This is a genomic window from Mesorhizobium sp. M0189 (genome assembly GCF_040322135.1).
Taxonomy (GTDB): Bacteria; Pseudomonadota; Alphaproteobacteria; order Rhizobiales; family Rhizobiaceae; genus Mesorhizobium.
Map to the genome: position 1 here is coordinate 1 of NZ_JAMYSW010000008.1, position 21,418 is coordinate 21,418.

Here is a 21,418-nt window from a genome sequence, read left to right on the forward strand (position 1 = left end):
ACGATCAGGTCGCCAAGCCGGTGCGTGGCGTTGGGCGCGCGTGGATCAGGCACCGCGCCAAAGTAGCTCTCAAGGCAGGAAATGGCAGTCGCTCCTTCGCTCACCTGCCTCTCCAAAGAATCCTTTCTCAGCCTAAACTCAACCCCAAAATCGCCATATGCGATTCCCCTGCCCTCGAGGGGGAGATGTCGCCGAAGGCGACAGAGGGGGTCAGTACGTCCTGGCGCGACGCCATGTGGGACGAAAGAGAAGGTTGGCGCTTCACGCGAGGCGACCCCCTCTGGCCTGGCCATCTCCCCCTCGAGGGGGAGATTACGCCTAGCCGCTTTCGCTCAATCCAGGCCCGAAAGGCCCTCTTCCTCCAGCACCTCGGTGCCGCCGAACCGGAACGGCGCGAAGGAGGCGCGGTGCAGCCGTGCCACTGGCCCGTGCAGATCGATCGCCGTGCGATGGCGCACAGTGGCGTAGCCCATATGCAGCTCGAAGCCGTAACGCGCATGATGGCTGCCGCAGCCGCACATCATGCGGTCGCGCAACACCTTGGCGACGATCGAGGCTGCAGCGATCGACTGCGAGCGCTGGTCGCCCTTGATCAGCGCTTTGCCCTCGCAGGGCAGGCCGGGCGGCACGTCGCGGCCGTCGGCCAGCGCCAGCTTCGGCCGGATTGACAGGCCGGCCACTGCACGGCGCATCGCCTCCAGGCTGGCCTTGAGGATGTTGGAGGCATCGATGCCTTCGGCGCTGACCGAGGCCATCGATACGGCGAGTGCGGAGCCGAGGATTTTCAGGAACAGCGCCTCGCGCTGCAAATGCGTCAGCCGCTTGGAATCATCGAGGCCGTCGGGGATGTTGGCGGGATCGAGCACCACCGCTGCAGCCACCACCGGCCCGGCGAGCGGGCCGCGGCCGGCCTCGTCCATCCCCGCCACCGGCCACAGGCCTTCGGCCATCGCCTTCGTCTCGAACGAGAAGTCGGGTTTCTCGACGATTTCGAAGAGAAGCGGAGAATCGGAACGCGGGCGAGCCATGGTGCGGCGAGGTTCGCATCGGCTCCGATTCTCCGCAAGTCCCCTCCGGGTCGGGCGGGGCACCGGACCAGGAGGGGCTACCGTCTGCAAGCCCGGGGACAGGACAGGCCGGACGGGATTTTTCGCCTGCTGCGGCCGCTTCAAGCGGCTGGCGCGAGACGCTTTGTCACAGCAGCATCAGCTGCTCGGTTGCCTTGGCGGCGGGGACGAACCGGTCGGTCCTCAGCGAGCGCCGCTCGGCATTGAGGCCGAGCCGTTTGGCGGCGATCTCGAAACGGCGGCCGATCTGCCAGGCATAAGGGCCGGAGCCTTTCATGCGCTTGCCCCATTCCGAATCGTAGTCCTTGCCGTCGCGCATCGAACGGATCAGCGACATGACGTGGCGATAGCGGTCGGGATAGTGGCGCAGCAGCCAGTCCTTGAAGATCGGCGCGACCTCCAGCGGCAGGCGCAGCAGCACATAGCCCGCTTCACGCGCGCCCGCTGCCTGCGCCGAATCGAGGATGCGCTCCATTTCCGAGTCGGTCAGTCCGGGGATGATCGGCGCGACCATCACCGAGGCCGGAATGCCGGCGTCCGAAAGCTGCCTGATCGCCTCCAGCCGCTTGGTCGGCGTCGACGCGCGCGGCTCCATCGTTCTGGCCAGCATCCTGTCCAATGTCGTCACCGACAGTGCCACCTTGGCCAGCCCGCGTTCGGCCATGCGTGACAGAATGTCGATGTCGCGTGTCACCAGCGCTGACTTGGTGACGATGCCGACCGGATGCCCGCGCGCCTCCAGCACTTCGAGGATCTCGCGCATGATCCGGTATTGCTTCTCGATCGGCTGGTAGGGATCGGTGTTGGTGCCGATGGCGATGGTGCGCGGCTGGTAATTATCCCTGGACAATTCCTTGTCGAGCAGCCGCGCCGCATCCGGCTTGGCAAACAGCTTCGATTCGAAATCCAGCCCCGGCGACAGGCCCATGAAGCTGTGCGTCGGCCGCGCGAAGCAATAGACGCAGCCATGTTCGCAGCCGCGATAGGGATTGATCGAGCGGTCGAAGGAGATGTCGGGCGATTCGTTGCGGGTGATGATGGTGCGCGGCTTCTCGACCTGTACCTCGGTCTTGAAGGGCGGCAGCTCCTCCAGCGAATTCCAGCCGTCGTCGAACACATGCCGGCTGACCGGCTCGAAACGGCCGGACGGATTGATGCCCGCCGACCTGCCGCGATTGCGGTCTGGGCGGACGCGCATGCCGCTCTGCTCGATCATCGCATTCGCCATCTCGGCCCTGCCAGCGCCGAAGGCGGCAATGTCGGCACGCACGATCTGTTCCATTTTGGCCCTTTCCCAGGGACTGTCCGCCCGCTGTCGAATCGCTCTGCTCATGAATGTATTCCTATCGCACCGAGTGGAACAAAGCAAGAACTTTCTCGCGGCGTGCCGCAAAAACTGGCGCTGCCCACCGCTTTCCGCTATTCGGCTAAACATGCTTAGCGTCCTGATCGAAACCCTGAATGACGAGGAGGGCCTCGCCCGCACGCTCGCCTCGCTGATCGGCGGCGCGGTCGAAGGCGTGGTGCGCGACGTTCTCGTCTGCGACACCGGCTCGACCGATCAGACGCACCGCGTCGCCGAACATGCCGGCTGCCACTATGTCAGCGGCGGCATCGCCGCCGGCATCAGGCAGGCCAAGGGCGACTGGCTGCTTTTGCTGGAACCGGGAGCGCGGCTGGGGGAGGGCTGGATCGACGAGGTCGTCGCCCATACGGCCAGGCAAACCATGGCGGCGCGATTTTCACGGGCACGCGGCAGCCGCGCGCCGTTCCTGTCGCGGGTCTTTGCCGGAAATCGCGCTCTCGCCGAAGGCTTGGTGATCAGCAAGCGTCAGGCCGCCGCGCTGTCTAAGAGCGCCCGCAGCGCCGAAGCGATCGCCCGCGGCCTGGCGACAAGAAGGCTCCACGCCGAGATCTGGGTGGCGCCGCGGAAGTGACGGCTTACCATCCCGGCCTAGGAAACGCCGCCCAAGCAAATTTTCTGGCGGGTTGTCGTTTATTGTGCATTGCACAAAATCTGGCCGGGGGTTACCATTCCCAGCGATACGGGCGAATGGGTTTGGGGTGTGCCGGAGCGGCGACGACGACTATCGTCGATGCTGTTCCCTCGACATTTGAGGACCCCGATGACCCTTTCAAGCCCTGACAAGTCCGGCGCTGCAAGCCTCGAGGCGATCGCACGCAACGGCGGTACGCTGCGCCGCATCGCCGCCCGCATTCCGACCTATCTTTCCGACCTTCGCGAGAATCCGGCATGGCTGCCGATGTTCATGCTGGCGCGCACCATGCCGGCGCGGCGGCTGCACTGGCGCGGTGCGAAGCCGGTTCGGCCGGCGCGCAATGTCAGTGAAACGATGTTCGCCGGCGTCGATCGCGATGCCGTCGTCGGCGCGCTGCGGACGGAGGGGCTCTATTCGGGCCTGACGCTGCCAGCCGCCATCCATGAGGAGATCGCCCGCTTCGCCGAGCACACGCCATGCTTCGGCAATTTCGACCGCCGGCTGGAATTCCTGCCCGAAAAACACGCCGATGCAGAAAAGCATTTCGGCCGCCCGCTGCTCAGCGGCCACTATTTCGAGCGGGTCCTCGACTGCAACGCTGCGGTCGCCGTGCAGCGCGATCCGCTACTCCTCGACATCGCAGCGCACTATCTCGGCAGCCAGGCCAAGCTGATCACCACCCGCGTCTGGTGGAGCTTTCCGACCGGTGGCGTCTCGGACGCCGACAAGAACATGGCTTCGCTCGGCAAATACCATTTCGACCTCGACGACTGGCGCATGCTGAAGTTCTTTTTCTACCTGGTGCCGGTCGACAACGACACCGGGCCGCATGTCTATGTCCGCGGCTCCCACAACCGCCGCATCCTGAAGCATCAGCTGACGCTTCTGGTCGGCCATTCGGCGGAAGAGGTGCTGGGCGTCTATGGCGAGCAGAGCCCGGTCACGCTGACGGGGCAGGCCGGTCTCGGCTTTGTCGAGGATCCGTTCGGCTTCCATATGGGTACCGTGCCGACGCGCACCCCACGACTGATGATGGAAGTCGGCTTCGGCGTCTCGCCGCCGTCGCGCCGGCGGTTTCACGGCGAGCCGGTCATTCGCTGAGGCGGGATCGCCCGGCTGATACCTCGCTCCGTCTCAGCCGCGCCGCAAATGCTCGTCCAGGCGCGGCATGATCTCGACGAAGTTGCAGGGCATGTGCCGATAGTCGAGCTGCGGCTTCAAAATGCCGTCCCAGGCGTCCTTGCAGGCGCCGGGCGAGCCCGGCAACACGAAGACGAAGGTGGCGTTGACGACGCCGCCGGTTGCCCGGCTCTGGATCGTCGAAGTGCCGATCTTGTCGTAGGAGATGCGGTGGAACACTTCGGAAAAGCCGTCCATGCGCTTTTCGAAGATCGGCTCCAGCGCCTCCGGCGTCACGTCGCGGCCGGTGAAGCCGGTGCCGCCGGTGGTGATGACGACATCGATCGCATCGTCCTTCGACCAGCCCAAAACCTTGTCGCGGATCTTGTCGCGGTCGTCGGTGACGATGTCACGAGCGGCGAGGATGTGGCCGGCCTCGGTGATGCGGTCGGCCAGGGTCTGCCCGGATTTGTCGTCGGCGAGGCTGCGCGTATCTGAAACGGTCAGTACCGCGATGCGTACGGGAACGAAGGGGCGGCTCTCGTCAATCCTGGCCATGCGCCTCAGCCTCCGATGTCATGCTTCGCGTCGCGGCGACAAACCAGTCGGGATGGCGGCTGCGGATATCGACGGCCGCGCGCTTGGCCACATTGCCGGTCTCGAACAGCCCGAAACAGGTGGCGCCGGAACCAGACATTCTGGCAAAACCGGCTCCAGCCTTGTTGAGCACAGAAAGCGCCTTGCCGATGGCGGGCTGGATTGCACGCGCCGCAGGCTCGAGATCGTTGCGGGTGATCTCCAGCCAGTTGCGGATGCTGTGGAAGTCGAGGCTGTGCGGCAGCGGCGGCAGCCCCGCATTGTCGCGGCGGCCAAGCGCCTCGAACACTTCGGCCGTCGAGACGGCAGTTCCTGGATTGACGAGCACCAGACCCAGGGCCGGGAAACTCCGCACGAGCGTCAGCTCGTCGCCGATGCCGCGGGCTATCAGCGGCTTGGCTGCGAGGCACATCGGCACGTCGGCGCCAAGCGACAGGCCGATCCGCGCCAGTTCGGCATCGCCGATGTCGAGCCTCCAGGCCTGGACCAGAGCACGCAGCACAGCCGCCGCGTCGCTTGACCCGCCGCCGACGCCGGACGCGACCGGCAGGTTCTTTTCGAGCCTGATGGCGACAGCCGGCGCATGCTGGGGACCGGCCTCGCGACGCAGCGCGTCGCGCGCTTTCGCCACCAGATTATTGTCGTCGGCCGGTACCGCGGAGGCGTATTTGCCGGACACGGAAAACCCGTCGCTGTCGGCAAGTTCCGTCTCGATGCGGTCGCCGAAGCGCGTGAACACAGCCAGGCTTTCGATCGTGTGATAACCGTCGGCGCGCCGGCCGGTGACGTGCAGCGCGAGATTTATCTTGGCGTGCGCATGCGATGCCCGGATGCTGGTCTCGGAATCCACTGGCTCGGCCGCGAGGGAGACGACGGTCAATCCTTGGCCAGACGGTATTCGCCGGTCTTCGGATCCTTGACCAGCGTTCCCATCGTACCGTTGGCGGCTTGCTTTTCGGTACGCCGCACCTTGGCGGTCACCCGCTCGGCTTCCCTGACGAAGGAGCGGTAGCCGAAATAGGCGGCAATGCCGACGACGGCGAAGAAGATGATCTGCGGCATGTCAAACTCTCCCTCGCAAGGCCGGCAAGACGGCCGGTCGGGTCGGTTGATGATTTATGCTAGACGCTTTCACCGGCTTTTCAAAGCCCGAAGCGCGCCCACAGCGCGCGCTCTTCCGCCGCATCGATGACGCCGCTTGCCGCGGCGGCGGCAATATCGGGCGCCGAAAAACTCGAGCCGAACAGGCCGAAGCGGCCGAACAGGCCGCGCGGCGCGGTGATCAGCTTGAGCTGGGTCTTCGGCCCGAAACGGCTTTTCAGCACGCTGCGCATGTCGCCGAGGGCATCGACCAGCCCGAGCTCGAGCCCCTTCTTGGCCGTCCAGAACAGGCCGGTGAACAGGTCGGGATCGTCCTTGAGCTTGCTGCCGCGCCTATCCTTGACGAGATCGATGAAGGTCTCGTGGACCTCGAGCTGCAGCGCCTTCAGGCGCTCGACGTCTTCCTTCTTTTCCGGTTTGAACGGGTCGAGCACCGCCTTGTTCTGGCCGGCGGTGTGGACGCGGCGCTCGACGCCGATCTTCTTCAACAGCTCCGGAAAGCCGAACGAGGCCGACACCACGCCGATCGAGCCGACGATGGAGGACGGGTCGGCAAAGATCTCGTCGCCGGCGACCGCGATCATGTAGCCGCCCGATGCCGCCACGTCCTCGACGAAGACCAGGACCTTCTTGTTTTTCTCCGTTGCCAGGTCGCGGATGCGCCTGAAAATCAGCCGCGACTGCACCGGCGAGCCGCCTGGCGAATTGATCGAGATGGCGACCGCCGGCGCGTCGAAGGAAAACAGCTTTTCGAGAAGGCCGGCAGTCGACGCCAGCGACAGGCTCGGCCGGAACTGGCCGCCGCCGGGCATGATGGTGCCGTGCAGCCGGATGACCGGAATGGTGACGACGTTCGAGCGCCAGGATTTCGGCAGCAGGCGATTGAAAAGACGTTTCACGAGGGGGCTGTCTCCGGTCGATTTGCTTGAGGCATGTAGGAATTCGCCGGCCAACGGCAATGCCGTCACCCCGGCAATCAAAATGGATCAGTCTCCGAACAGCGACGCCAACCCGTTATTGATCAGCTCTGCCCGTTCCGAGGGGCCATTGCCTGAATAGGCATGCAGCATCAGCGGCGGCCGGATCGACAGCTTGCCGCGTGCGCCGAGTGCTGCCCGGACGACGATGCGGATCGCTGCCGCTTCGGGGCGAGGATGGACGGCCAGCATCTCGGCATCGCCGAAGCGGCCGGCAATGGCATCGAGGATGGCGCCGAGCTGTTCCGGCCGGGCAATGACGGCCAGCCCGCCGCCCGGCCTGACCACCGCCGCCGCGCTGCGGATCCAGCTGTCGAACAGCCCGTCCTCCGCGACATGCGCGGCCTTTCTCAGCGGATCGGGCGTCGCGCGATCCTCGGCGGCATTGAACGGCGGGTTCATGATGACGAAATCGAAGCTGTTATCCTCGAGGCCGGCGGCCATTCGCGCCCGGCCCGACAGCGCGACATCGGCGACGAGCACCGAGGCGCGGTCGCTGAGATGCGCGTTGCCGGGATGGGCAAGCGTGGTTGTGGCGAAGGCCGCCATTTCCGGAGAACGCTCGACGAGCACTGCCTCGGCACCGGGGCAGCGCGACAGTACCGCCAGGCCGGCGGCACCGGCACCCGCGCCAAAGTCTGCAAGCCGCCCGGCGAACGAGGACGGCACGGCAGCCGCCAGCATCATCGCATCCATGCCGGCGCGGTGACCTGCCTTTCTCGGCTGCACCAGCCAGAAGCGACCGCGATGGAAGGCATCGACCGTATGAGCCGGCATGTCCGGGACAAGGGCAGCGGGCGACGCGGACATTATTTTTGGCGGATCTCGTTGGCGATGCCGGCATCCGTCAGGATGCGCCGCGCCGCATCGGCCTTGTCGGCGTCCACCATGACACGGCGGGGCAGAATGCCGATCGAGCCGTCGAGCACGCTCATGTTCTGGTCGGCGACGAAAAAGCCGATGCCGGCATCGCGCATTAGCGATTCGACAAAGGAAATGATGACGGCGTCGTTGGTGCGGATGAGCTCTATCATCGGATGAAACTCGCAGTTTGCGGCGTTGATGTAAACGTGGACGTGATTATGTACCAGAGCCGCCGCGCCAATTCGCCTCTTGCCGCACCGGTGGCTGCCGCCCTAGAGTCTGTCCAGGGACCATGTTGCCGTCGTGCATATCGAGGTTGGGAGTTTTGCCGTGGGTGTCGTTCTCAACATTGAAAACGGGAAGCGGGAAGCCGCCTCGATCAAGGACCTTATCGACCTGACCGCCGCCGACATGGGGCGCGTCAATGAACTGATCCTGTCGAAGGCCGGCTCCGACGTCGAGATGATCCCGGAGATTGCCAACCACTTGATCTCGTCCGGCGGCAAACGGCTGCGGCCGATGCTGACGCTCGCCGCCGCCCAGATGTTCGGCTATTCCGGTGACGGCCACGTCAAGCTCGCCACCTCGGTCGAATTCATGCACACCGCGACACTTCTCCACGACGACGTTGTCGACGAAAGCGGCATGCGGCGCGGCAAGAAGACGGCGCGCATGATCTGGGGTAACCAGGCCAGTGTTTTGGTCGGCGATTTCCTGCTCGGCCAGGCCTTTCGCATGATGGTCGATGTCGGCTCGCTGGAAGCGCTCGACATCCTGTCGAGTGCGGCTTCGGTCATCGCCGAAGGCGAGGTGATGCAGCTCGCCGCCGCCAAAAACCTCGAGACCACCGAGGATGAGCATTTCGCCGTGATCAAGGCCAAGACCGCGGCGCTGTTTTCGGCCGCCGCCGAGGTCGGCCCGGTCATCGCCCAGGCGACGCGCAATGATCGCGCAGCACTCCGCTCCTACGGCATGAATCTCGGCCTTGCCTTCCAACTGATCGATGATGCGCTGGATTACGGCGGCACCAGCAAGGACCTCGGCAAGAATGTCGGCGACGATTTCCGCGAGGGCAAGGTGACGCTGCCGGTGATCCTCGCCTATCGGCGCGGCACAAAGGCCGAGCGCAGCTTCTGGAAACGCGCCATCGAGGACAATGCCGCCGACGATGCCGGACTGGAGAAGGCCGTCGGCCTGATGCTCCGCCACGGCGCAATTGCCGACACCATCGGACGCGCCCGCCACTTCGGCGAGATCGCCCGTGACGCGCTGGCGCCGCTCGAGGCGACGCCGCAGAAATCGGCGCTGATCGACGTCATCGATTTCTGCATCAGCCGGGTGAATTGACAGGCGTCGGCGCCCGCGCCTGTTCTCATCGCGCCTTTGCCGGAAGAACCATTGCTGCGAGCAGGCTGACGACGATGCCCGCCGCCGCGAGCCAGAAGGCGACCTGGATGCCGTCGGCGACGGCAATTTTCAAGGCATTGCCGGACAATTCGCCGATTTGGCTGTTCGCAATCGCAATCAGCACGGCCATGCCGACGGCATTGCCGACATTGAGTGTCGTCGAAGCCATCCCCGAGGCGACGCCTTGCTGATCATGCGCAACGCCGGAAGCGGCGGCAATCCACATTGCTGTCCAGACGATGCCTTGTCCAACGCCGGAGACGATCAGGCCGGGTACGAGGGACAGATAGCTGCTCTCCGCGGTCGCGCCTGATACCATCAATGCTGTGCCTACCGCGCCGACGATCATGCCGCCGACCAGCGTGCTGCGCGTCGAAAAGCGCGTCGCCAGACGCTCGCCGGCTTGCGTGCCGGTGGCGATGGCGACCGACGGCACGAGAAAGGCGAGGCCCGTCTGCAAGGCGGTGAAGCCGTGCACGTTCTGCAACAGCACGGTGAGGAAGTAGGGCAGCGCTCCGAAAGTGGCCATGTAGAGGAAGGTGATCGTCATGCCGGCGACGAGGCTGCGGTTGTGGAACAGGCGCAGCGGCATCAGCGGATCGGCGCTCTTCGCCTCGATCATCGTGAAAGCGATCAGGAAGAATGCCGCCAGTGCTGCACTGACGATGATTGCGGTCGATCCCCAGCCATATTCGGGCCCCTGAACCAGTGTGAAGACAAGCAAGGTCGCGCCGGCGGTGACGGTCAGCGCGCCCGGCAGATCGAAGCTGCGGTGCTCGTGCGGCTTCGGATCGCGCGGAATGATGGCGAAAGCCGCGATGATGGCGATCCCGGCCAAAAGCACGTTGACGTAGAAGACCGACGGCCAGCCGAAGGCGCTGGTCAGAAACCCGCCGGCAAGCGAACCGAGCGTCAGGCCGCTGGCGCCTGCGCCACCCCAGACGGCGAGCGCCCGGTTGCGTTCCGGTCCTTCGGCGAACAGACGGTTGATCAGCGACAGCGTCGCCGGAAACAGGAAGGCGCCGCCGATGCCTTGCACGGCGCGGGCCGCAATGATGATTTGCGGCGACCATGCGAGGCCGCCGACCAGGGACGAGAGCGCGTAGAGCCAGAGCGCGAAGATGAAGACGCGGCGCTGGCCGATCAGGTCGGCGGCCCGGCCGCCGAACAGTAGGAAGCCGCCGGTGAACACGGTATAGGCGCTGACCACCCATTGCAGGGTCTGGCCTGAAAATCCGAGGCCGGCGCCGATCTCCGGCAACGCCACGAAGACGATGTTGAGGTCGAGCGCGATGATGAGCTGCGCGAAGGCGAGCAGCGCCAGCGTTGCGCCGCGCTTCGCGCTGGTTGTTCCTTGCGCTGCCATCGCCCCGAGCGGCGCGCCTTGATCGAGTGAACTCATGCCGGTCTCCTTGTCGACAATTATTTAATGATCGACAAAGAATTGAGATTTGCAATCCGAAGTCAAGCGGATTATTTGTTGATCGACAAAAATTGGAGACCGCCATGGCAGGCAGGCCAAGGGAATTCGACCGCGACCAGGCGCTTGAGAAAGCCCGCGACGCCTTTTGGAGACGCGGCTACGAGGGCACCTCGATGGCCGATCTCGTATCGGCGCTTGGCCTCGCATCGGCGCGCATCTATGCCGCCTTCGGCTCGAAGGAGGACCTGTTTCGCGAAGCGGTGGCGCTTTACGAAGCCAATGAGGGCGGCTTCGCCACGCGCGCGCTGCAGGAAGAACCAAACGTCCGGCGCGTCATCGAGCGCATGCTTCGCGACGCCGTCGAAATCTATACGCGGCCGGGGCGGCCGCAGGGCTGCATGGTGGTGACGGCCGCGACCAATTGCGCCGTCGAAAATGACGCCGTGCTGCAATGGCTGGCGGAGCACCGGCTGGCACGTACCGCATCGATCGTCGAGCGATTGAAAAAGGCCGTGCGCGATGGCGAATTGAAGCCGGCCACCGACGCCGCGGCGTTGGGCGATTATTATGCCACGCTGATGCACGGCCTTTCGGTGCAGGCACGCGACGGCATTCCGAAAAAACGGCTGCACGATCTTGTCACCGTCGCCATGCAGGCGCTCGACGCAAGGCTTTCGCAAACGTCCTGAGTTCCGGGCCGTGACGCCTCACTTACCGGCTTGTTCGGCGGCCCTTCTGGGATTGACCTCCGGCGTCGGCGGCGGCGAACGCTGCTTCGTAGATACGATCGACGATGGCGAAGGCTTCTTCGTCGCGCGGCACTTCCAGCATCGGCGCCCCCATGGCTGGCGAAGCAAGAATTGAAATCTCATCCTGCCACGCAAAGTTGCATGGCGGAAGCTTTCAACCGATGGCGCTTATGGATCGCTTACGGCATCGGGCAAATAGCGACGCGCAGGCAGCGCCAAAGCGGACGCCACGCGGTCAAGGGTCGCAGTTCAGGCCCTTTCGGCATGGTTTATTAATTGCTTGACCCGATTGTGAATTCGGGCCGGGTTGAAGCACGACCCCAAAAAGGCCATGCTTTACCTGTAAAGATCGAGTCTACGGCGATCCCGCTGACGCGGAGATGGCGTTTGGCTGAAAGGGATATGATGCGGCAAGGATATGCGCGCTGGCTGACGGGGCTGGCAATCGCGACGGGCATGGCGATCTCGGCTCTGCCGGTCCATGCCAAACAGACCGCAGAGCCGGTCAGGATCACATCCTTCTCGGGGGCCTATCTCGCCGCCCGGATTGCCGAAGGCGACAACGACCTCGACAGCGCCGTCTCCTACTACAAGCAGGCGCTTGCCTTCGATCCGAACGATACGGGACTGCAGCAGAGCCTGATGCTGTCGCTGATCGCACAGGGGCGCTTCGATGAGTCCCTGGTCTACGCCGACAAGCTCAAGGCGGTTCCCGATGTCGAGCGCTTCTCGCGCCTGGCGCTGGCCATCGATTCCTTCCACAAGAAGGATTTCTCCAAGGCCGAATACTGGCTCAAGCTGTCGCTCGAATCCGATCTCGACCGGCTGATTTCCGGCGTCATGACCGGCTGGGCCAAGCAGGGTGCGGGTGACGCCGGCGAGGCCATGGCTTCCATCGACAAGCTGCAGGGCCCCGACTGGTTCGGCCTGTTCAAGTCCTTCCACCGTGCCTTGATTGCCGACGCCTCCGGCCTGCCCGACAGGGCGGATGCGCTCTACACCGCCACCCTGCAGGACACGGCCGCCGGCGGTGCCGCCCCCGAAACATGGATGCGCAACGCGCAGGCCTACGCCTCTTTCCTCGCCCGTAAGGGCGACAAGGCCAAGGCGCTGTCGGTGCTCGACCAGGCCGAGACATTTGCGCCCGGCAAGGTCGAGATTGCAGCCCTTCGCGACAAGATCAACAAGGGCGAAAGGATCCAACCCTTCGCTGCCGGCCCGTCGGACGGCGCCTCGGAAATCCTGCTCGATCTCGCCACCGCGCTCAACCGCGGCGGCGGCGAGCCGTTCGTGCGGCTTTATCTGCAATATGCGCTGGCGCTGCGGCCCGACAATGACGCGGCGCTCGTTCAGCTTGCCGCCGTTGCCGAGCAGTTGAAGGACGGCGAGGGCGCCATCGCGCTCTATCGCCGCATTCCCGCCGGTTCGCCGCTGAAGGAGCTTTCGGACCTGCAGCTCGGCCTCAACCTTGCCGATCTCGACCGCAACGACGAGGCGATCACCCACCTCAAGGCCATCGTCGATGCGCATCCCGACGACATGCGCGCCTATCTGGCGCTCGGCGGGGTCTATTCCTCGAAGGAGGATTTCCGCTCCGCCGCCAATCTTTATGACAAGGCGGTCGAGGTGCTGAAGACGCCGACCGCCGTCAACTGGAACATCTTCTACCAGCGCGGCATCGCCTATGAGCGGCTGAAGGAATGGCCGAAGGCCGAGCCGAATTTCCGCAAGGCGCTGGAGCTCTACCCCGACCAGCCGCAGGTTTTGAACTATCTCGGCTATTCCTGGGTCGACAAGGACATGAACCTCAAGGAAGGCCTCGCGATGATCCAGAAGGCCGTCGACCTGAGGCCGAGCGACGGCTACATCGTCGATTCGCTGGGCTGGGCCTATTATCGCCTTGGCCAGTTCGACGACGCTGTGCGCGAAATGGAACGCGCCGTTTCGTTGAAGCCGGAGGATCCGGTGCTCAACGATCACCTCGGCGACGCCTACTGGCGCGTTGGCCGCAAGCTGGAAGCCACCTTCCAGTGGAACCAGGCCCGCGACCTGAAGCCGGACCCGGACGTGCTTGCCGCCTTGCAGCAAAAGCTGATGAAGGGCCTGCCGCCGATCGAATCCAACACGGCGCAGGAAACCCCGAACGTAAAGCCCGAGCCGGCGCCCGCCCCGAAGGGGTGACCCCATCGCCTTGACGGTCGCGGAGCGGCACTCTACGAGGTGCCGCATCCCGCCGGAGGCCGCCGTGACCGTTGACATCCCTGCCCACACGCATCCCAGCCGCTCGTTCCAGGGGCTGATCCTGACCTTGCATAATTATTGGGCGGACTATGGCTGCGTCGTCCTCCAGCCTTACGACATGGAAGTCGGCGCCGGTACCTTTCATCCGGCAACGACATTGCGCGCGCTCGGCCCAAAACGCTGGAACGCGGCCTATGTCCAGCCCTCGCGCCGCCCCAAGGACGGCCGCTATGGCGAAAATCCGAACCGGCTGCAGCATTATTACCAATACCAGGTGATCCTGAAGCCCAATCCGCCCAATTTGCAGGAGCTTTACCTCGGCTCGCTGGCCGCGATCGGCATCGATCCGCTGCTGCACGACATCCGCTTCGTCGAGGACGACTGGGAAAGCCCGACACTGGGCGCCTGGGGACTGGGCTGGGAGTGCTGGTGCGACGGCATGGAGGTGTCGCAGTTCACCTATTTCCAGCAGGTCTGCGGCATCGAATGCGCGCCGGTGGCGGGTGAGCTCACTTACGGGCTGGAACGGCTGGCCATGTATGTGCAGGGCGTCGACAATGTCTACGACCTCAACTTCAACGGCCGCGAAGGCGCCGACAAGGTGACCTATGGCGACGTCTTCCTGCAGGCCGAGCAGGAATATTCGCGCCACAATTTCGAATTCGCCAACACGGTGATGCTGCTCAGGCATTTCGAAGACGCCGAGGCCGAGTGCAAGGCGCTGCTACAAGCCGGCGCGCCGGCGTCGAACGACAATCTGGCGATGCACAGGATGGTATTCCCCGCCTACGACCAGTGCATCAAGGCCAGCCATGTCTTCAACCTGCTCGACGCACGCGGCGTCATTTCCGTCACCGAGCGCCAGAGCTACATCTTGCGGGTGCGCAATCTGGCCAAAGCCTGCGGCGAGGCGTTTCTGCTGACGCAGGCGGGTGGAATGGCGGCTTAGCTCCAGGCGATTTCGACAGGGGCGCTGATTGGCAACGTGCCTTGGCCGCTTGCACCGGCTATTGTCCGCAGCGCCTGCCGGACGCCGGGCATCGAGAAGGCACCGTGCACCTGCGCTGTAAAACAGGCGCTGAGCGCGAGGATCTGCAGGAATGTCGATGCCGTTTTCATGGTCGTTCAGCCAATAGCTCTCTGCCTGAGCGTTGGTCGCTTCAGCGCTGCGTTCGGTTCATGGAAATCTTTGATCCAAGGACGGGCGGACCGGCGCGTGTCCGACAGGAGGCTGAATTTTTTCGGAAATCGCCGCTGGACGCCTTGATCGTGCTGGCCCGATCTTGCTGGGAAGGGTGACAGCGGCCGACCGAGTTGCTATGCCCCGCTTACCTCCGCCTCGATGGGGGAGGACGCCGCGAAGCGGCGGCTGTTTTTTGTCGCGTGAGCTCTTTCAATGCCTGACCTGCTTCTAGAACTTCGTTCCGAAGAAATCCCCGCTCGCATGCAGCGCAAGGCGGCCGGCGATCTCAGGAAGCTTTTGACCGACGGTCTGGTTGAAGCCGGGCTGACCTATGAGGCGGCGCGCGAACATTGGACGCCGCGTCGGTTGGCGCTCGACATCCGCGGCCTGACCGCCCGCTCGAAGGACATCAGCGAGGAGATCAAGGGCCCCTCGACCAAGGCGCCCGAGCAGGCGGTGCAAGGTTTTCTGCGCAAGGCCGGCCTTGCCTCGATTGCCGAGGCGCATGTCCATTCCGATCCGAAGAAGGGCGACTTCTATGTCGCCCATATTTCCAGGCCGGGCAGGTCGGCGGAGCAGATCATCGCCGAGCTGGTGCCGGGCATCATCCGCAACTTCCCCTGGCCGAAATCGATGCGCTGGGGGCCGGCGTCGGCCAAGCCCGGGTCGCTGCGCTGGGTGCGGCCGCTGCAATCGATCCTGTGCACCTTCGGCCCGGAAACCGAGGAGCCGGTGGTGGTCGATTTCGAGATCGACGGTATCCGCTCAGGCAACGTCACCTACGGCCACCGTTTTCATGCGCCGGGCGCCATCACGGTGCGCCGCTTTGACGATTACGTCGCCAAGCTTGAAGCGGCCAAGGTCGTGCTCGATGCCGACCGACGCAAGGAGATCATTCTTGCCGATGCCAGGAACCTCGCCTTCGCCAGCGGGCTCGACCTCGTCGAGGACGAGGGGCTGCTGGAGGAAGTGTCGGGCCTGGTCGAATGGCCCGTCGTGCTGATGGGCGAATTCGAGCAGGATTTTCTGGCCATTCCGGCCGAGGTGATCCGGCTCACCATCCGCGCCAACCAGAAGTGTTTTGTGACGCGGCCGCATGGCGCGGGCGAAGAGCTCTCCAACCGCTTCATCCTGACCGCCAATGTCGAGGCCAAGGATGGCGGCAAGGAGATCGCCCATGGCAACGGCAAGGTGGTGCGCGCCCGCCTGTCCGACGCGCTCTATTTCTGGAAGACCGACCAGGGCGACCTGCCGGATCTCGACCAGTTGCAGGCATCGGCGGAAAAGTTCGGGCTTGACCTCAACAAGCCGCTCGACCAGCGCATGGCCCGCCTCGACCATCTCAATGTGACGTTTCATGCCAAGCTCGGCACGCAGGGCGAGCGGGTGGAGCGGATTGCGCGCTTGGCCGAAGAACTGGCACCAATCGTGGTGCGCGCAATCTCCCCCCTTGAGGGGGAGATGGCCGGCAGGCCAGAGGGGGTCGCTTCGCGTGAAGCGCCGGCATCCTCGGTCCACAAGAGAGAGTCGCGTCAGGACGCACCGATCCCCTCTGTCGCCTTCGGCGACATCTCCCCCTCAAGGGGGGAGATTACCGCGCTGGCGCGTCGCGCTGCCGTCCTCGCCAAGGCCGATCTCACCACCGAGGTGGTTGGCGAATTCCCGGAACTGCAGGGCGCCATGGGTCGCAAATACGCCCTGCTGCAACGCGAGCATCCGTCGGTCGCCGCTGCGATCGAGGAGCACTACAAGCCGCAGGGGCCGTCAGATCGCGTGCCGACTGATCCGGTATCGATCGCCGTGGCGCTCGCCGACAAGCTCGATACGCTGGTCGGGTTCTGGGCGATCGACGAAAAACCGACCGGATCGAAGGACCCCTATGCGCTGCGGAGAGCGGCGCTGGGGGTAACGAGGATACTGATTGAGAACGGGATTAGGTTGTCCCTGAAATCTGTGGCCAATATCGCGTCCGAAGATATTGCAGGTCACATACGCGATCCCAAACTCGACCGACAGTTCGAAATTGCTGCGGAGCTAGACCAGCAACTCGGAGGAGATTCGCTTACCGATCTCGTCATCGAACGCGATTCCGCAATCTCAAACAACACCTTTGAGCGTTCCGGAGAAAGGCAGCAGCAAGAGATCAACAATCTCCTCTCCTTCTTCCACGATCGCCTCAAAGTCTATCTCCGCGATCAGGGTGCGCGGCACGACCTGATCGACGCGGTGCTGGCGAGTGGCGCTGCCCCCTCATCCGGCCCTTCGGGCCACCTTCTCCCCGCTGGGGAGAAGAGGCTGGCACCGGCGTTGGCGACCTCTTCTCCCCTCGGGGAGAAGGTGGCCGCGAAGCGGCCGGATGAGGGGGCTTCGCAAAACGACGACCTTCTGCAAATCGTCCGCCGGGTCGAAGCCCTTGGCTCGTTCCTCGACACCGAGGACGGCAAGAACCTGCTTGCCGGCACCAAGCGCGCGGCCAACATCGTGGCTGCCGAAGAGAAGAAGGCGACAGCGATCGCAAGCAGCGTTGAGCCGGCTCTGTTCCGGGAGGGCGCCGAAAAAACCCTGTTCGCGGCGGTGAATCAGGCCGAGAGGCAAGCCGGCGAAGGAATTCAAAACGAAGACTTTTCCGCCGCCATGCTGGCGCTTAGCGTGTTGCGCGAGCCGGTTGATTCATTCTTTGAGAAAGTCCTGGTAAACGACGACGACCAGGCGGTGCGCGCCAATCGCCTGGCATTGCTCGCCCGCATCCGCGCGGCGACCGACCGGGTCGCGGATTTCTCCAAGATAGCCGGCTGACGTCTGGGAAAAAATCATCGCTTGTGGCGCTATTTGGGCTGGTCGGGAGCTGCTAGCGGCGCAGGCTGCGGCGCTGCCGGCTCAGGGGTTTTGCTGGCGACCTTTGGATCGGCCTTGCTGTTCGCGGCGGGCGCGGCGGCGGTGGCCGGCGCGGCTCTGGGCGCAGGCGTTGCAAAGGCATCGCCGACGATACCGCCGCGAATGATCATCGGACTTCCGTCGAAGCCACGACTCGGCTGGCTCGGGATTGCCGCGACCTTTTCATCGGTGACGTTTTCATTGACGTCAGGCAACTTCTCGCCGAGCGCGACGATCGACCGTGTTTTCGCCCGTTCGAGCGCGCTGGCACTTACAACCGAAGGCGTCGCCGTCGTTTGCCCGAGAAAAACCAGCGATGAGGCCTGTGCCGTGCTGGCCATAACCGCCAGACCAAGCGCTCCAAGGATACGCATCGAAAGCATGATAATTCCCCTTGCCCAACAAGACGGCACCGTAGCCGAGGGCAGTTGATGCCGGCTTGCGGGGAAACATAGCATTTTAGCGATTTGCGATTCGCCAATGCCTGGGCTTGCTCGCCCGGCGTCGCCGTATTAGGCACCCGCATCCGTGAGGTGACGACAGTGGCTGAAATTCGTGCCGTCGGCGAGGCGATGGAAAGGGCGTTGGCGCTGCTCGAAAGCGGCGACGTCGTCGCCATACCGACCGAGACCGTCTATGGCCTGGCCGGCGACGCGACCAACGGCGTTGCCGTGGCTCGTATCTTCGAAGCCAAGGGCCGACCTCGCTTCAACCCGCTGATCGCCCATATAGCCGATCCGGCGATGGCCGAGCGCATCGCGCTGTTCGATCCGCTGTCGGAAAGATTGGCGCAGGTATTCTGGCCGGGGCCGCTGACGATGGTGCTGCCGCAACGGCCCAGCAACGGCATTCATCCGCTGGTCACCGCCGGTCTGGACACCATCGCGCTGCGCATGCCGAAAGGCTTTGGCGGCGAGCTGATTGCCAGGTTCGGTCGCGCGCTTGCGGCGCCCAGCGCCAATTCCTCGGGCAGGATCAGCGCCACGACGGCGGAAGCAGTGGCGGCCGACCTCGGTCCCAGGATCAAGCTTGTGGTCGATGGCGGCGCGACGCCGGTCGGGCTGGAATCGACCATCCTCAAGGTCGAAGCCGGAAAGCTGCGGCTGCTGCGACCGGGCGGCATTGCCGCCGAAGAGATCGAAGCAGTGGCCGGGACAAAGTTGCTGCGCGGCGCTTCGGGCATCGAGGCGCCCGGCATGCTCGCCTCGCATTACGCTCCGGGTGCGGCGGTGCGGCTCAATGCCGGCAAGGTCGCCACAGGCGAAGCCTTGCTGGCCTTCGGCCGCCGCCGTGCCGAGGGCTGGCGCGATGCAGCCGCACTGCGCAATTTGTCGGAGACCGGCGACCTGCGCGAGGCAGCAAGCAATCTCTTCGCTCATCTGCAGGATCTCGATGGCAGCGGCGCCAAAACCATCGCCGTCGAGCCGATCCCGTTCGAAGGGCTGGGCGAGGCGATCAACGACAGGCTTTCGCGCGCCGCCGCCCCGCGTGACAAGATCGCCCCTCGTGACAAGATGGATTGAGCACCATAGTTTCCACCCATGAACGACATTTCCCCCGACCTCGATCCTGCCGTCATCGCGCGCTTTGTGACAATCGTCGGCGACAAATATGCGCTGCGCGACCAGCAGGACATCGCGCCTTACCTCACCGAGCGGCGCGGACTTTGGCACGGCAGGACGGCGCTGGTGCTGAGGCCGGGCAGCGTCGAGGAGATCAGCCGCATCATGCGGCTGGCGACCGAAACGGGCATGCCGATTGTACCGCAAAGCGGCAACACCGGGCTGGTCGGCGCCCAGGTGCCGGACGCGTCCGGCCGCGAGATCGTGCTGTCGCTGTCGCGGCTAAACCGCATCCGTGAGATCGATACCCTGTCCAACACGGTGACGGTCGAAACCGGCGTCATCCTGCAAACGCTGCAGGAAGCGGCCGATGCCGCCGACCGGCTGTTTCCGCTGTCGCTTGCCGCGCAAGGCTCCTGCCAGATCGGCGGCAATCTCTCTTCCAACGCCGGTGGCACCGGCGTGCTTGCCTACGGCAATGCGCGCGAACTCTGCCTCGGCGTCGAAGTGGTGCTGCCGACCGGCGAAGTGTTCGACGATCTGCGCAAGCTGAAGAAGGACAATACCGGTTATGATCTGAAGGACCTGTTCGTCGGCGCCGAGGGTACGCTCGGCATCATCACCGCCGCCGTGCTCAAGCTTTTCCCCAAGCCCAAGGGGCGCGAGGTGGCGTTTGCCGGCCTGTCATCGCCGGAGGCGGCACTGTCGCTGTTCAGCCTCGCGATGGACCGTGCAGGGGCAGCGCTCACCGCCTTCGAGCTGATCGGCCAGAGGCCTTACGACTTCACGCTTGCCCACGCACAAGGCGTAGTGCGGCCGCTGGCCGGCGATTGGCCGTGGTATGTGCTGATGCAGATCTCGTCGGGCCGCTCGGCCGAGGATGCACGGGCGCTGATCGAAGAGGTGCTGGAGGCAGGCCTCGAGCAAGGGATCGTCGGCGATGCGGTGATCGCGTCAAGCATCGCCCAGGGCGATGCGTTCTGGAATTTCCGCGAAGTGCTGCCCGAGGCGCAGAGACCCGAAGGTGCCTCGATCAAGCACGACATCTCGGTGCCGGTGGCGTCGATCCCGCCCTTCATCGAAAAGGCCGCCGGCGCCGTGCAATCGGTCAGTCCCGGCGCACGCGTCGTCTGCTTCGGCCACATGGGCGACGGCAATCTGCACTACAACATTTCCCGGCCGGTCGACGGTGACGACGAGGCGTTTCTCGGCCTTTACCACGTCATGAACAAGGCCGTGCACGACGTCGTGCGCTCGTTTCATGGCTCGATCTCGGCCGAGCACGGCATCGGCCAGTTGAAGCGGGACGAATTGATCGCGACGGCGCCGCCGATGGCGATCGAGCTGATGCGCAGGGTGAAGGCCGCTTTCGATCCCGCCGGCATCATGAATCCCGGTAAGGTTATCTGATCCTTTCGCCGGCCCGCGCCGGTTCGTATTCCGATAACCATCCGCCTCGGATCAGCAAAATTTAACCGACTTTCTTAAGCGCGAGGATAAGAAGCTCGCGCTAATGTTTCTCCACAACGAGGCTGGGAAAACCGGCCCGGAGATCCGGAAACACCGGCTCTCAGGAGAAACAGGAAAGGCACGATATGAACACTGGACTGAAGCCAGTCTGGGCCGGGCGCAATATGCGCCTCGACCCATTCCGCCTGGCGCAGGTGGTGAGCTACGCCACGCGCGACGACTATGGCGACGTTACCTTCACCATCGATCAGCGCGGCGCGGTTATCCGCCGCACGCTGGAGATGAGTGGCGTGCCGGCGATCATCGCTCTGCCCGCCAACGCGTTTCGCGGCGTCGCCGCCCGCGCCATGGAGGATCCGGATGGCAATGTCACAGTGACGCTTGAGCTTCTGCACAACGACCCGATGCTGTCGGTGCCGCTGCTGGTCGCCGACGATCTCGACGACGTCGCCGCCGACTGGCGCGCCTGGGCCGACGCCTACCGCCTGCCGATGCTTCTGATCGAGGCCGACGGCATTGCCCGCACGCTGGAAGAATCGCTCGGCGCCGCCATCAAGGCGCTCCCGGCGCAGGACCGTCGCAAAGGTCGCGTCTCGACCATGCGCCGCCCGCGCTTCCTCGCCCGCCGCCGCGCCGGCGACCTCGGCCTCAGGCTGGTCATCGGCGGCGAGGAGCTTATTTCGCGGGAATAGGCCTGAGCGCCTCTTCCTTCTCCCCCTGTGGGAGAAGGTGGCCGAGCGGAGCTCGGTCGGATGAGGGGTGTTCCAGGGACCGCCAACGCCTC

The 21,418-nt window shown here is 64.5% G+C and carries 21 protein-coding genes; 10 read left to right on the plus strand and 11 right to left on the minus strand.

Going from position 1 to position 21,418, the window contains the following annotated elements:
- Positions 1-332: 332 nt before the first annotated feature.
- Together rnhB and NKJ09_RS16255 are read right to left on the minus strand one after the other, a co-directional pair.
- Complete coding sequence (gene rnhB / locus NKJ09_RS16250; protein ID WP_352483735.1) at positions 333-1,028, minus strand: ribonuclease HII; 696 nt, start codon at positions 1,026-1,028, stop codon at positions 333-335.
- A 166-nt stretch (positions 1,029-1,194) separates the two neighbouring features.
- Positions 1,195-2,349, minus strand: a complete 1,155-nt coding sequence (locus NKJ09_RS16255; protein WP_352483734.1) for a PA0069 family radical SAM protein — start codon at positions 2,347-2,349, stop codon at positions 1,195-1,197.
- Positions 2,350-2,500: 151 nt separating this feature from the next.
- Here NKJ09_RS16255 and NKJ09_RS16260 point away from each other — a divergent pair, with 151 nt between their 5' ends.
- Positions 2,501-3,004: a glycosyltransferase gene (locus NKJ09_RS16260; RefSeq protein ID WP_023716858.1), complete on the plus strand. Its 504-nt coding sequence runs from the start codon at positions 2,501-2,503 to the stop codon at positions 3,002-3,004.
- Positions 3,005-3,193: 189 nt separating this feature from the next.
- Positions 3,194-4,168 carry a phytanoyl-CoA dioxygenase family protein gene (locus NKJ09_RS16265; protein ID WP_023716859.1) on the plus strand — a complete coding sequence of 325 codons (975 nt, stop codon included), beginning with the start codon at positions 3,194-3,196 and terminating at the stop codon, positions 4,166-4,168.
- Between the two features lie 33 nt (positions 4,169-4,201).
- Here NKJ09_RS16265 and moaB read toward each other — a convergent pair whose 3' ends face one another.
- From moaB to NKJ09_RS16295, 6 genes are all read right to left on the minus strand, one after another.
- On the minus strand, positions 4,202-4,744 hold the full coding sequence (moaB, locus tag NKJ09_RS16270) for a molybdenum cofactor biosynthesis protein B (protein ID WP_023716860.1): 543 nt from the start codon (positions 4,742-4,744) through the stop codon (positions 4,202-4,204).
- Positions 4,731-5,633, minus strand: coding sequence for a 4-(cytidine 5'-diphospho)-2-C-methyl-D-erythritol kinase (locus NKJ09_RS16275; protein WP_023716861.1), 903 nt, complete (start codon positions 5,631-5,633; stop codon positions 4,731-4,733). Before NKJ09_RS16275 ends, moaB begins: the two co-directional genes overlap by 14 nt.
- 26 nt (positions 5,634-5,659) lie before the next feature.
- Positions 5,660-5,845 (minus strand): membrane protein, encoded by a 186-nt coding sequence (locus tag NKJ09_RS16280; RefSeq protein WP_023674078.1) that lies wholly within the window; start codon positions 5,843-5,845, stop codon positions 5,660-5,662.
- Between the two features lie 80 nt (positions 5,846-5,925).
- Positions 5,926-6,783: a S49 family peptidase gene (locus NKJ09_RS16285; protein WP_023716862.1), complete on the minus strand. Its 858-nt coding sequence runs from the start codon at positions 6,781-6,783 to the stop codon at positions 5,926-5,928.
- An 87-nt stretch (positions 6,784-6,870) separates the two neighbouring features.
- Positions 6,871-7,671, minus strand: a complete 801-nt coding sequence (locus tag NKJ09_RS16290) for a tRNA1(Val) (adenine(37)-N6)-methyltransferase (RefSeq protein ID WP_352483733.1) — start codon at positions 7,669-7,671, stop codon at positions 6,871-6,873.
- Positions 7,671-7,895, minus strand: a complete 225-nt coding sequence (locus NKJ09_RS16295; protein ID WP_023716864.1) for a putative signal transducing protein — start codon at positions 7,893-7,895, stop codon at positions 7,671-7,673. Before NKJ09_RS16295 ends, NKJ09_RS16290 begins: the two co-directional genes overlap by 1 nt.
- Positions 7,896-8,055: 160 nt before the next feature.
- Here NKJ09_RS16295 and NKJ09_RS16300 point away from each other — a divergent pair, with 160 nt between their 5' ends.
- The gene (locus tag NKJ09_RS16300; protein WP_023716865.1) at positions 8,056-9,072 is read left to right on the plus strand and encodes a polyprenyl synthetase family protein; all 1,017 of its coding nucleotides are present in this window, start codon (positions 8,056-8,058) and stop codon (positions 9,070-9,072) included.
- Positions 9,073-9,097: 25 nt separating this feature from the next.
- Here NKJ09_RS16300 and NKJ09_RS16305 read toward each other — a convergent pair whose 3' ends face one another.
- The gene (locus tag NKJ09_RS16305) at positions 9,098-10,534 is read right to left on the minus strand and encodes an MFS transporter (protein WP_198030447.1); all 1,437 of its coding nucleotides are present in this window, start codon (positions 10,532-10,534) and stop codon (positions 9,098-9,100) included.
- A gap of 104 nt (positions 10,535-10,638) precedes the next feature.
- Between NKJ09_RS16305 and NKJ09_RS16310 the strand changes: the two genes are divergently transcribed.
- From NKJ09_RS16310 to NKJ09_RS16320, 3 genes are all read left to right on the plus strand, one after another.
- Positions 10,639-11,244, plus strand: a complete 606-nt coding sequence (locus NKJ09_RS16310) for a TetR/AcrR family transcriptional regulator (RefSeq protein WP_023716867.1) — start codon at positions 10,639-10,641, stop codon at positions 11,242-11,244.
- Positions 11,245-11,709: 465 nt separating this feature from the next.
- Positions 11,710-13,485, plus strand: a complete 1,776-nt coding sequence (locus tag NKJ09_RS16315) for a tetratricopeptide repeat protein (protein WP_023716869.1) — start codon at positions 11,710-11,712, stop codon at positions 13,483-13,485.
- Between the two features lie 64 nt (positions 13,486-13,549).
- Positions 13,550-14,494 (plus strand): glycine--tRNA ligase subunit alpha, encoded by a 945-nt coding sequence (locus NKJ09_RS16320; RefSeq protein ID WP_023716870.1) that lies wholly within the window; start codon positions 13,550-13,552, stop codon positions 14,492-14,494.
- Here the strand turns inward: NKJ09_RS16320 and NKJ09_RS16325 are convergent.
- Positions 14,491-14,664, minus strand: coding sequence for a hypothetical protein (locus NKJ09_RS16325; protein ID WP_023716871.1), 174 nt, complete (start codon positions 14,662-14,664; stop codon positions 14,491-14,493). The two genes, NKJ09_RS16320 and NKJ09_RS16325, sit on opposite strands and share 4 nt — an antisense overlap.
- A gap of 277 nt (positions 14,665-14,941) precedes the next feature.
- Here NKJ09_RS16325 and glyS point away from each other — a divergent pair, with 277 nt between their 5' ends.
- Positions 14,942-17,524, plus strand: coding sequence for a glycine--tRNA ligase subunit beta (gene glyS / locus NKJ09_RS16330; protein ID WP_352494389.1), 2,583 nt, complete (start codon positions 14,942-14,944; stop codon positions 17,522-17,524).
- A 29-nt stretch (positions 17,525-17,553) separates the two neighbouring features.
- Here the strand turns inward: glyS and NKJ09_RS16335 are convergent, their stop codons facing one another.
- The gene (locus NKJ09_RS16335) at positions 17,554-17,985 is read right to left on the minus strand and encodes a hypothetical protein (RefSeq protein WP_352494388.1); all 432 of its coding nucleotides are present in this window, start codon (positions 17,983-17,985) and stop codon (positions 17,554-17,556) included.
- A gap of 159 nt (positions 17,986-18,144) precedes the next feature.
- On the opposite strand from NKJ09_RS16335, the gene NKJ09_RS16340 reads away from it, so the two are divergent.
- The 3 genes from NKJ09_RS16340 (at position 18,145) to NKJ09_RS16350 (ending at position 21,326) form a co-directional block, all read left to right on the plus strand.
- Positions 18,145-19,125: an L-threonylcarbamoyladenylate synthase gene (locus tag NKJ09_RS16340; protein ID WP_023716874.1), complete on the plus strand. Its 981-nt coding sequence runs from the start codon at positions 18,145-18,147 to the stop codon at positions 19,123-19,125.
- Positions 19,126-19,143: 18 nt separating this feature from the next.
- Positions 19,144-20,574 carry an FAD-binding oxidoreductase gene (locus NKJ09_RS16345; protein WP_023716875.1) on the plus strand — a complete coding sequence of 477 codons (1,431 nt, stop codon included), beginning with the start codon at positions 19,144-19,146 and terminating at the stop codon, positions 20,572-20,574.
- A gap of 185 nt (positions 20,575-20,759) precedes the next feature.
- Positions 20,760-21,326, plus strand: a complete 567-nt coding sequence (locus NKJ09_RS16350; RefSeq protein WP_352763046.1) for a DUF6101 family protein — start codon at positions 20,760-20,762, stop codon at positions 21,324-21,326.
- Positions 21,327-21,418: the final 92 nt, after the last annotated feature.

What these genes read in the sequence shown, in the direction of transcription:
- NKJ09_RS16310 (WP_023716867.1), top strand. Translation starts at nt 10,639, where the DNA reads ATGGCAGGCAGGCCAAGGGAATTCGACCGCGACCAGGCGCTTGAGAAA.
- NKJ09_RS16260 (WP_023716858.1), top strand. Translation starts at nt 2,501, where the DNA reads ATGCTTAGCGTCCTGATCGAAACCCTGAATGACGAGGAGGGCCTCGCC.
- moaB (WP_023716860.1), bottom strand. Translation starts at nt 4,744, where the DNA reads ATGGCCAGGATTGACGAGAGCCGCCCCTTCGTTCCCGTACGCATCGCG.
- NKJ09_RS16280 (WP_023674078.1), bottom strand. Translation starts at nt 5,845, where the DNA reads ATGCCGCAGATCATCTTCTTCGCCGTCGTCGGCATTGCCGCCTATTTC.
- NKJ09_RS16255 (WP_352483734.1), bottom strand. Translation starts at nt 2,349, where the DNA reads ATGGAACAGATCGTGCGTGCCGACATTGCCGCCTTCGGCGCTGGCAGG.
- rnhB (WP_352483735.1), bottom strand. Translation starts at nt 1,028, where the DNA reads ATGGCTCGCCCGCGTTCCGATTCTCCGCTTCTCTTCGAAATCGTCGAG.
- NKJ09_RS16290 (WP_352483733.1), bottom strand. Translation starts at nt 7,671, where the DNA reads ATGTCCGCGTCGCCCGCTGCCCTTGTCCCGGACATGCCGGCTCATACG.
- NKJ09_RS16305 (WP_198030447.1), bottom strand. Translation starts at nt 10,534, where the DNA reads ATGAGTTCACTCGATCAAGGCGCGCCGCTCGGGGCGATGGCAGCGCAA.
- NKJ09_RS16345 (WP_023716875.1), top strand. Translation starts at nt 19,144, where the DNA reads ATGAACGACATTTCCCCCGACCTCGATCCTGCCGTCATCGCGCGCTTT.
- glyS (WP_352494389.1), top strand. Translation starts at nt 14,942, where the DNA reads ATGCCTGACCTGCTTCTAGAACTTCGTTCCGAAGAAATCCCCGCTCGC.
- NKJ09_RS16295 (WP_023716864.1), bottom strand. Translation starts at nt 7,895, where the DNA reads ATGATAGAGCTCATCCGCACCAACGACGCCGTCATCATTTCCTTTGTC.
- NKJ09_RS16350 (WP_352763046.1), top strand. Translation starts at nt 20,760, where the DNA reads ATGAACACTGGACTGAAGCCAGTCTGGGCCGGGCGCAATATGCGCCTC.
- NKJ09_RS16335 (WP_352494388.1), bottom strand. Translation starts at nt 17,985, where the DNA reads ATGCTTTCGATGCGTATCCTTGGAGCGCTTGGTCTGGCGGTTATGGCC.
- NKJ09_RS16265 (WP_023716859.1), top strand. Translation starts at nt 3,194, where the DNA reads ATGACCCTTTCAAGCCCTGACAAGTCCGGCGCTGCAAGCCTCGAGGCG.
- NKJ09_RS16325 (WP_023716871.1), bottom strand. Translation starts at nt 14,664, where the DNA reads ATGAAAACGGCATCGACATTCCTGCAGATCCTCGCGCTCAGCGCCTGT.
- NKJ09_RS16315 (WP_023716869.1), top strand. Translation starts at nt 11,710, where the DNA reads ATGCGGCAAGGATATGCGCGCTGGCTGACGGGGCTGGCAATCGCGACG.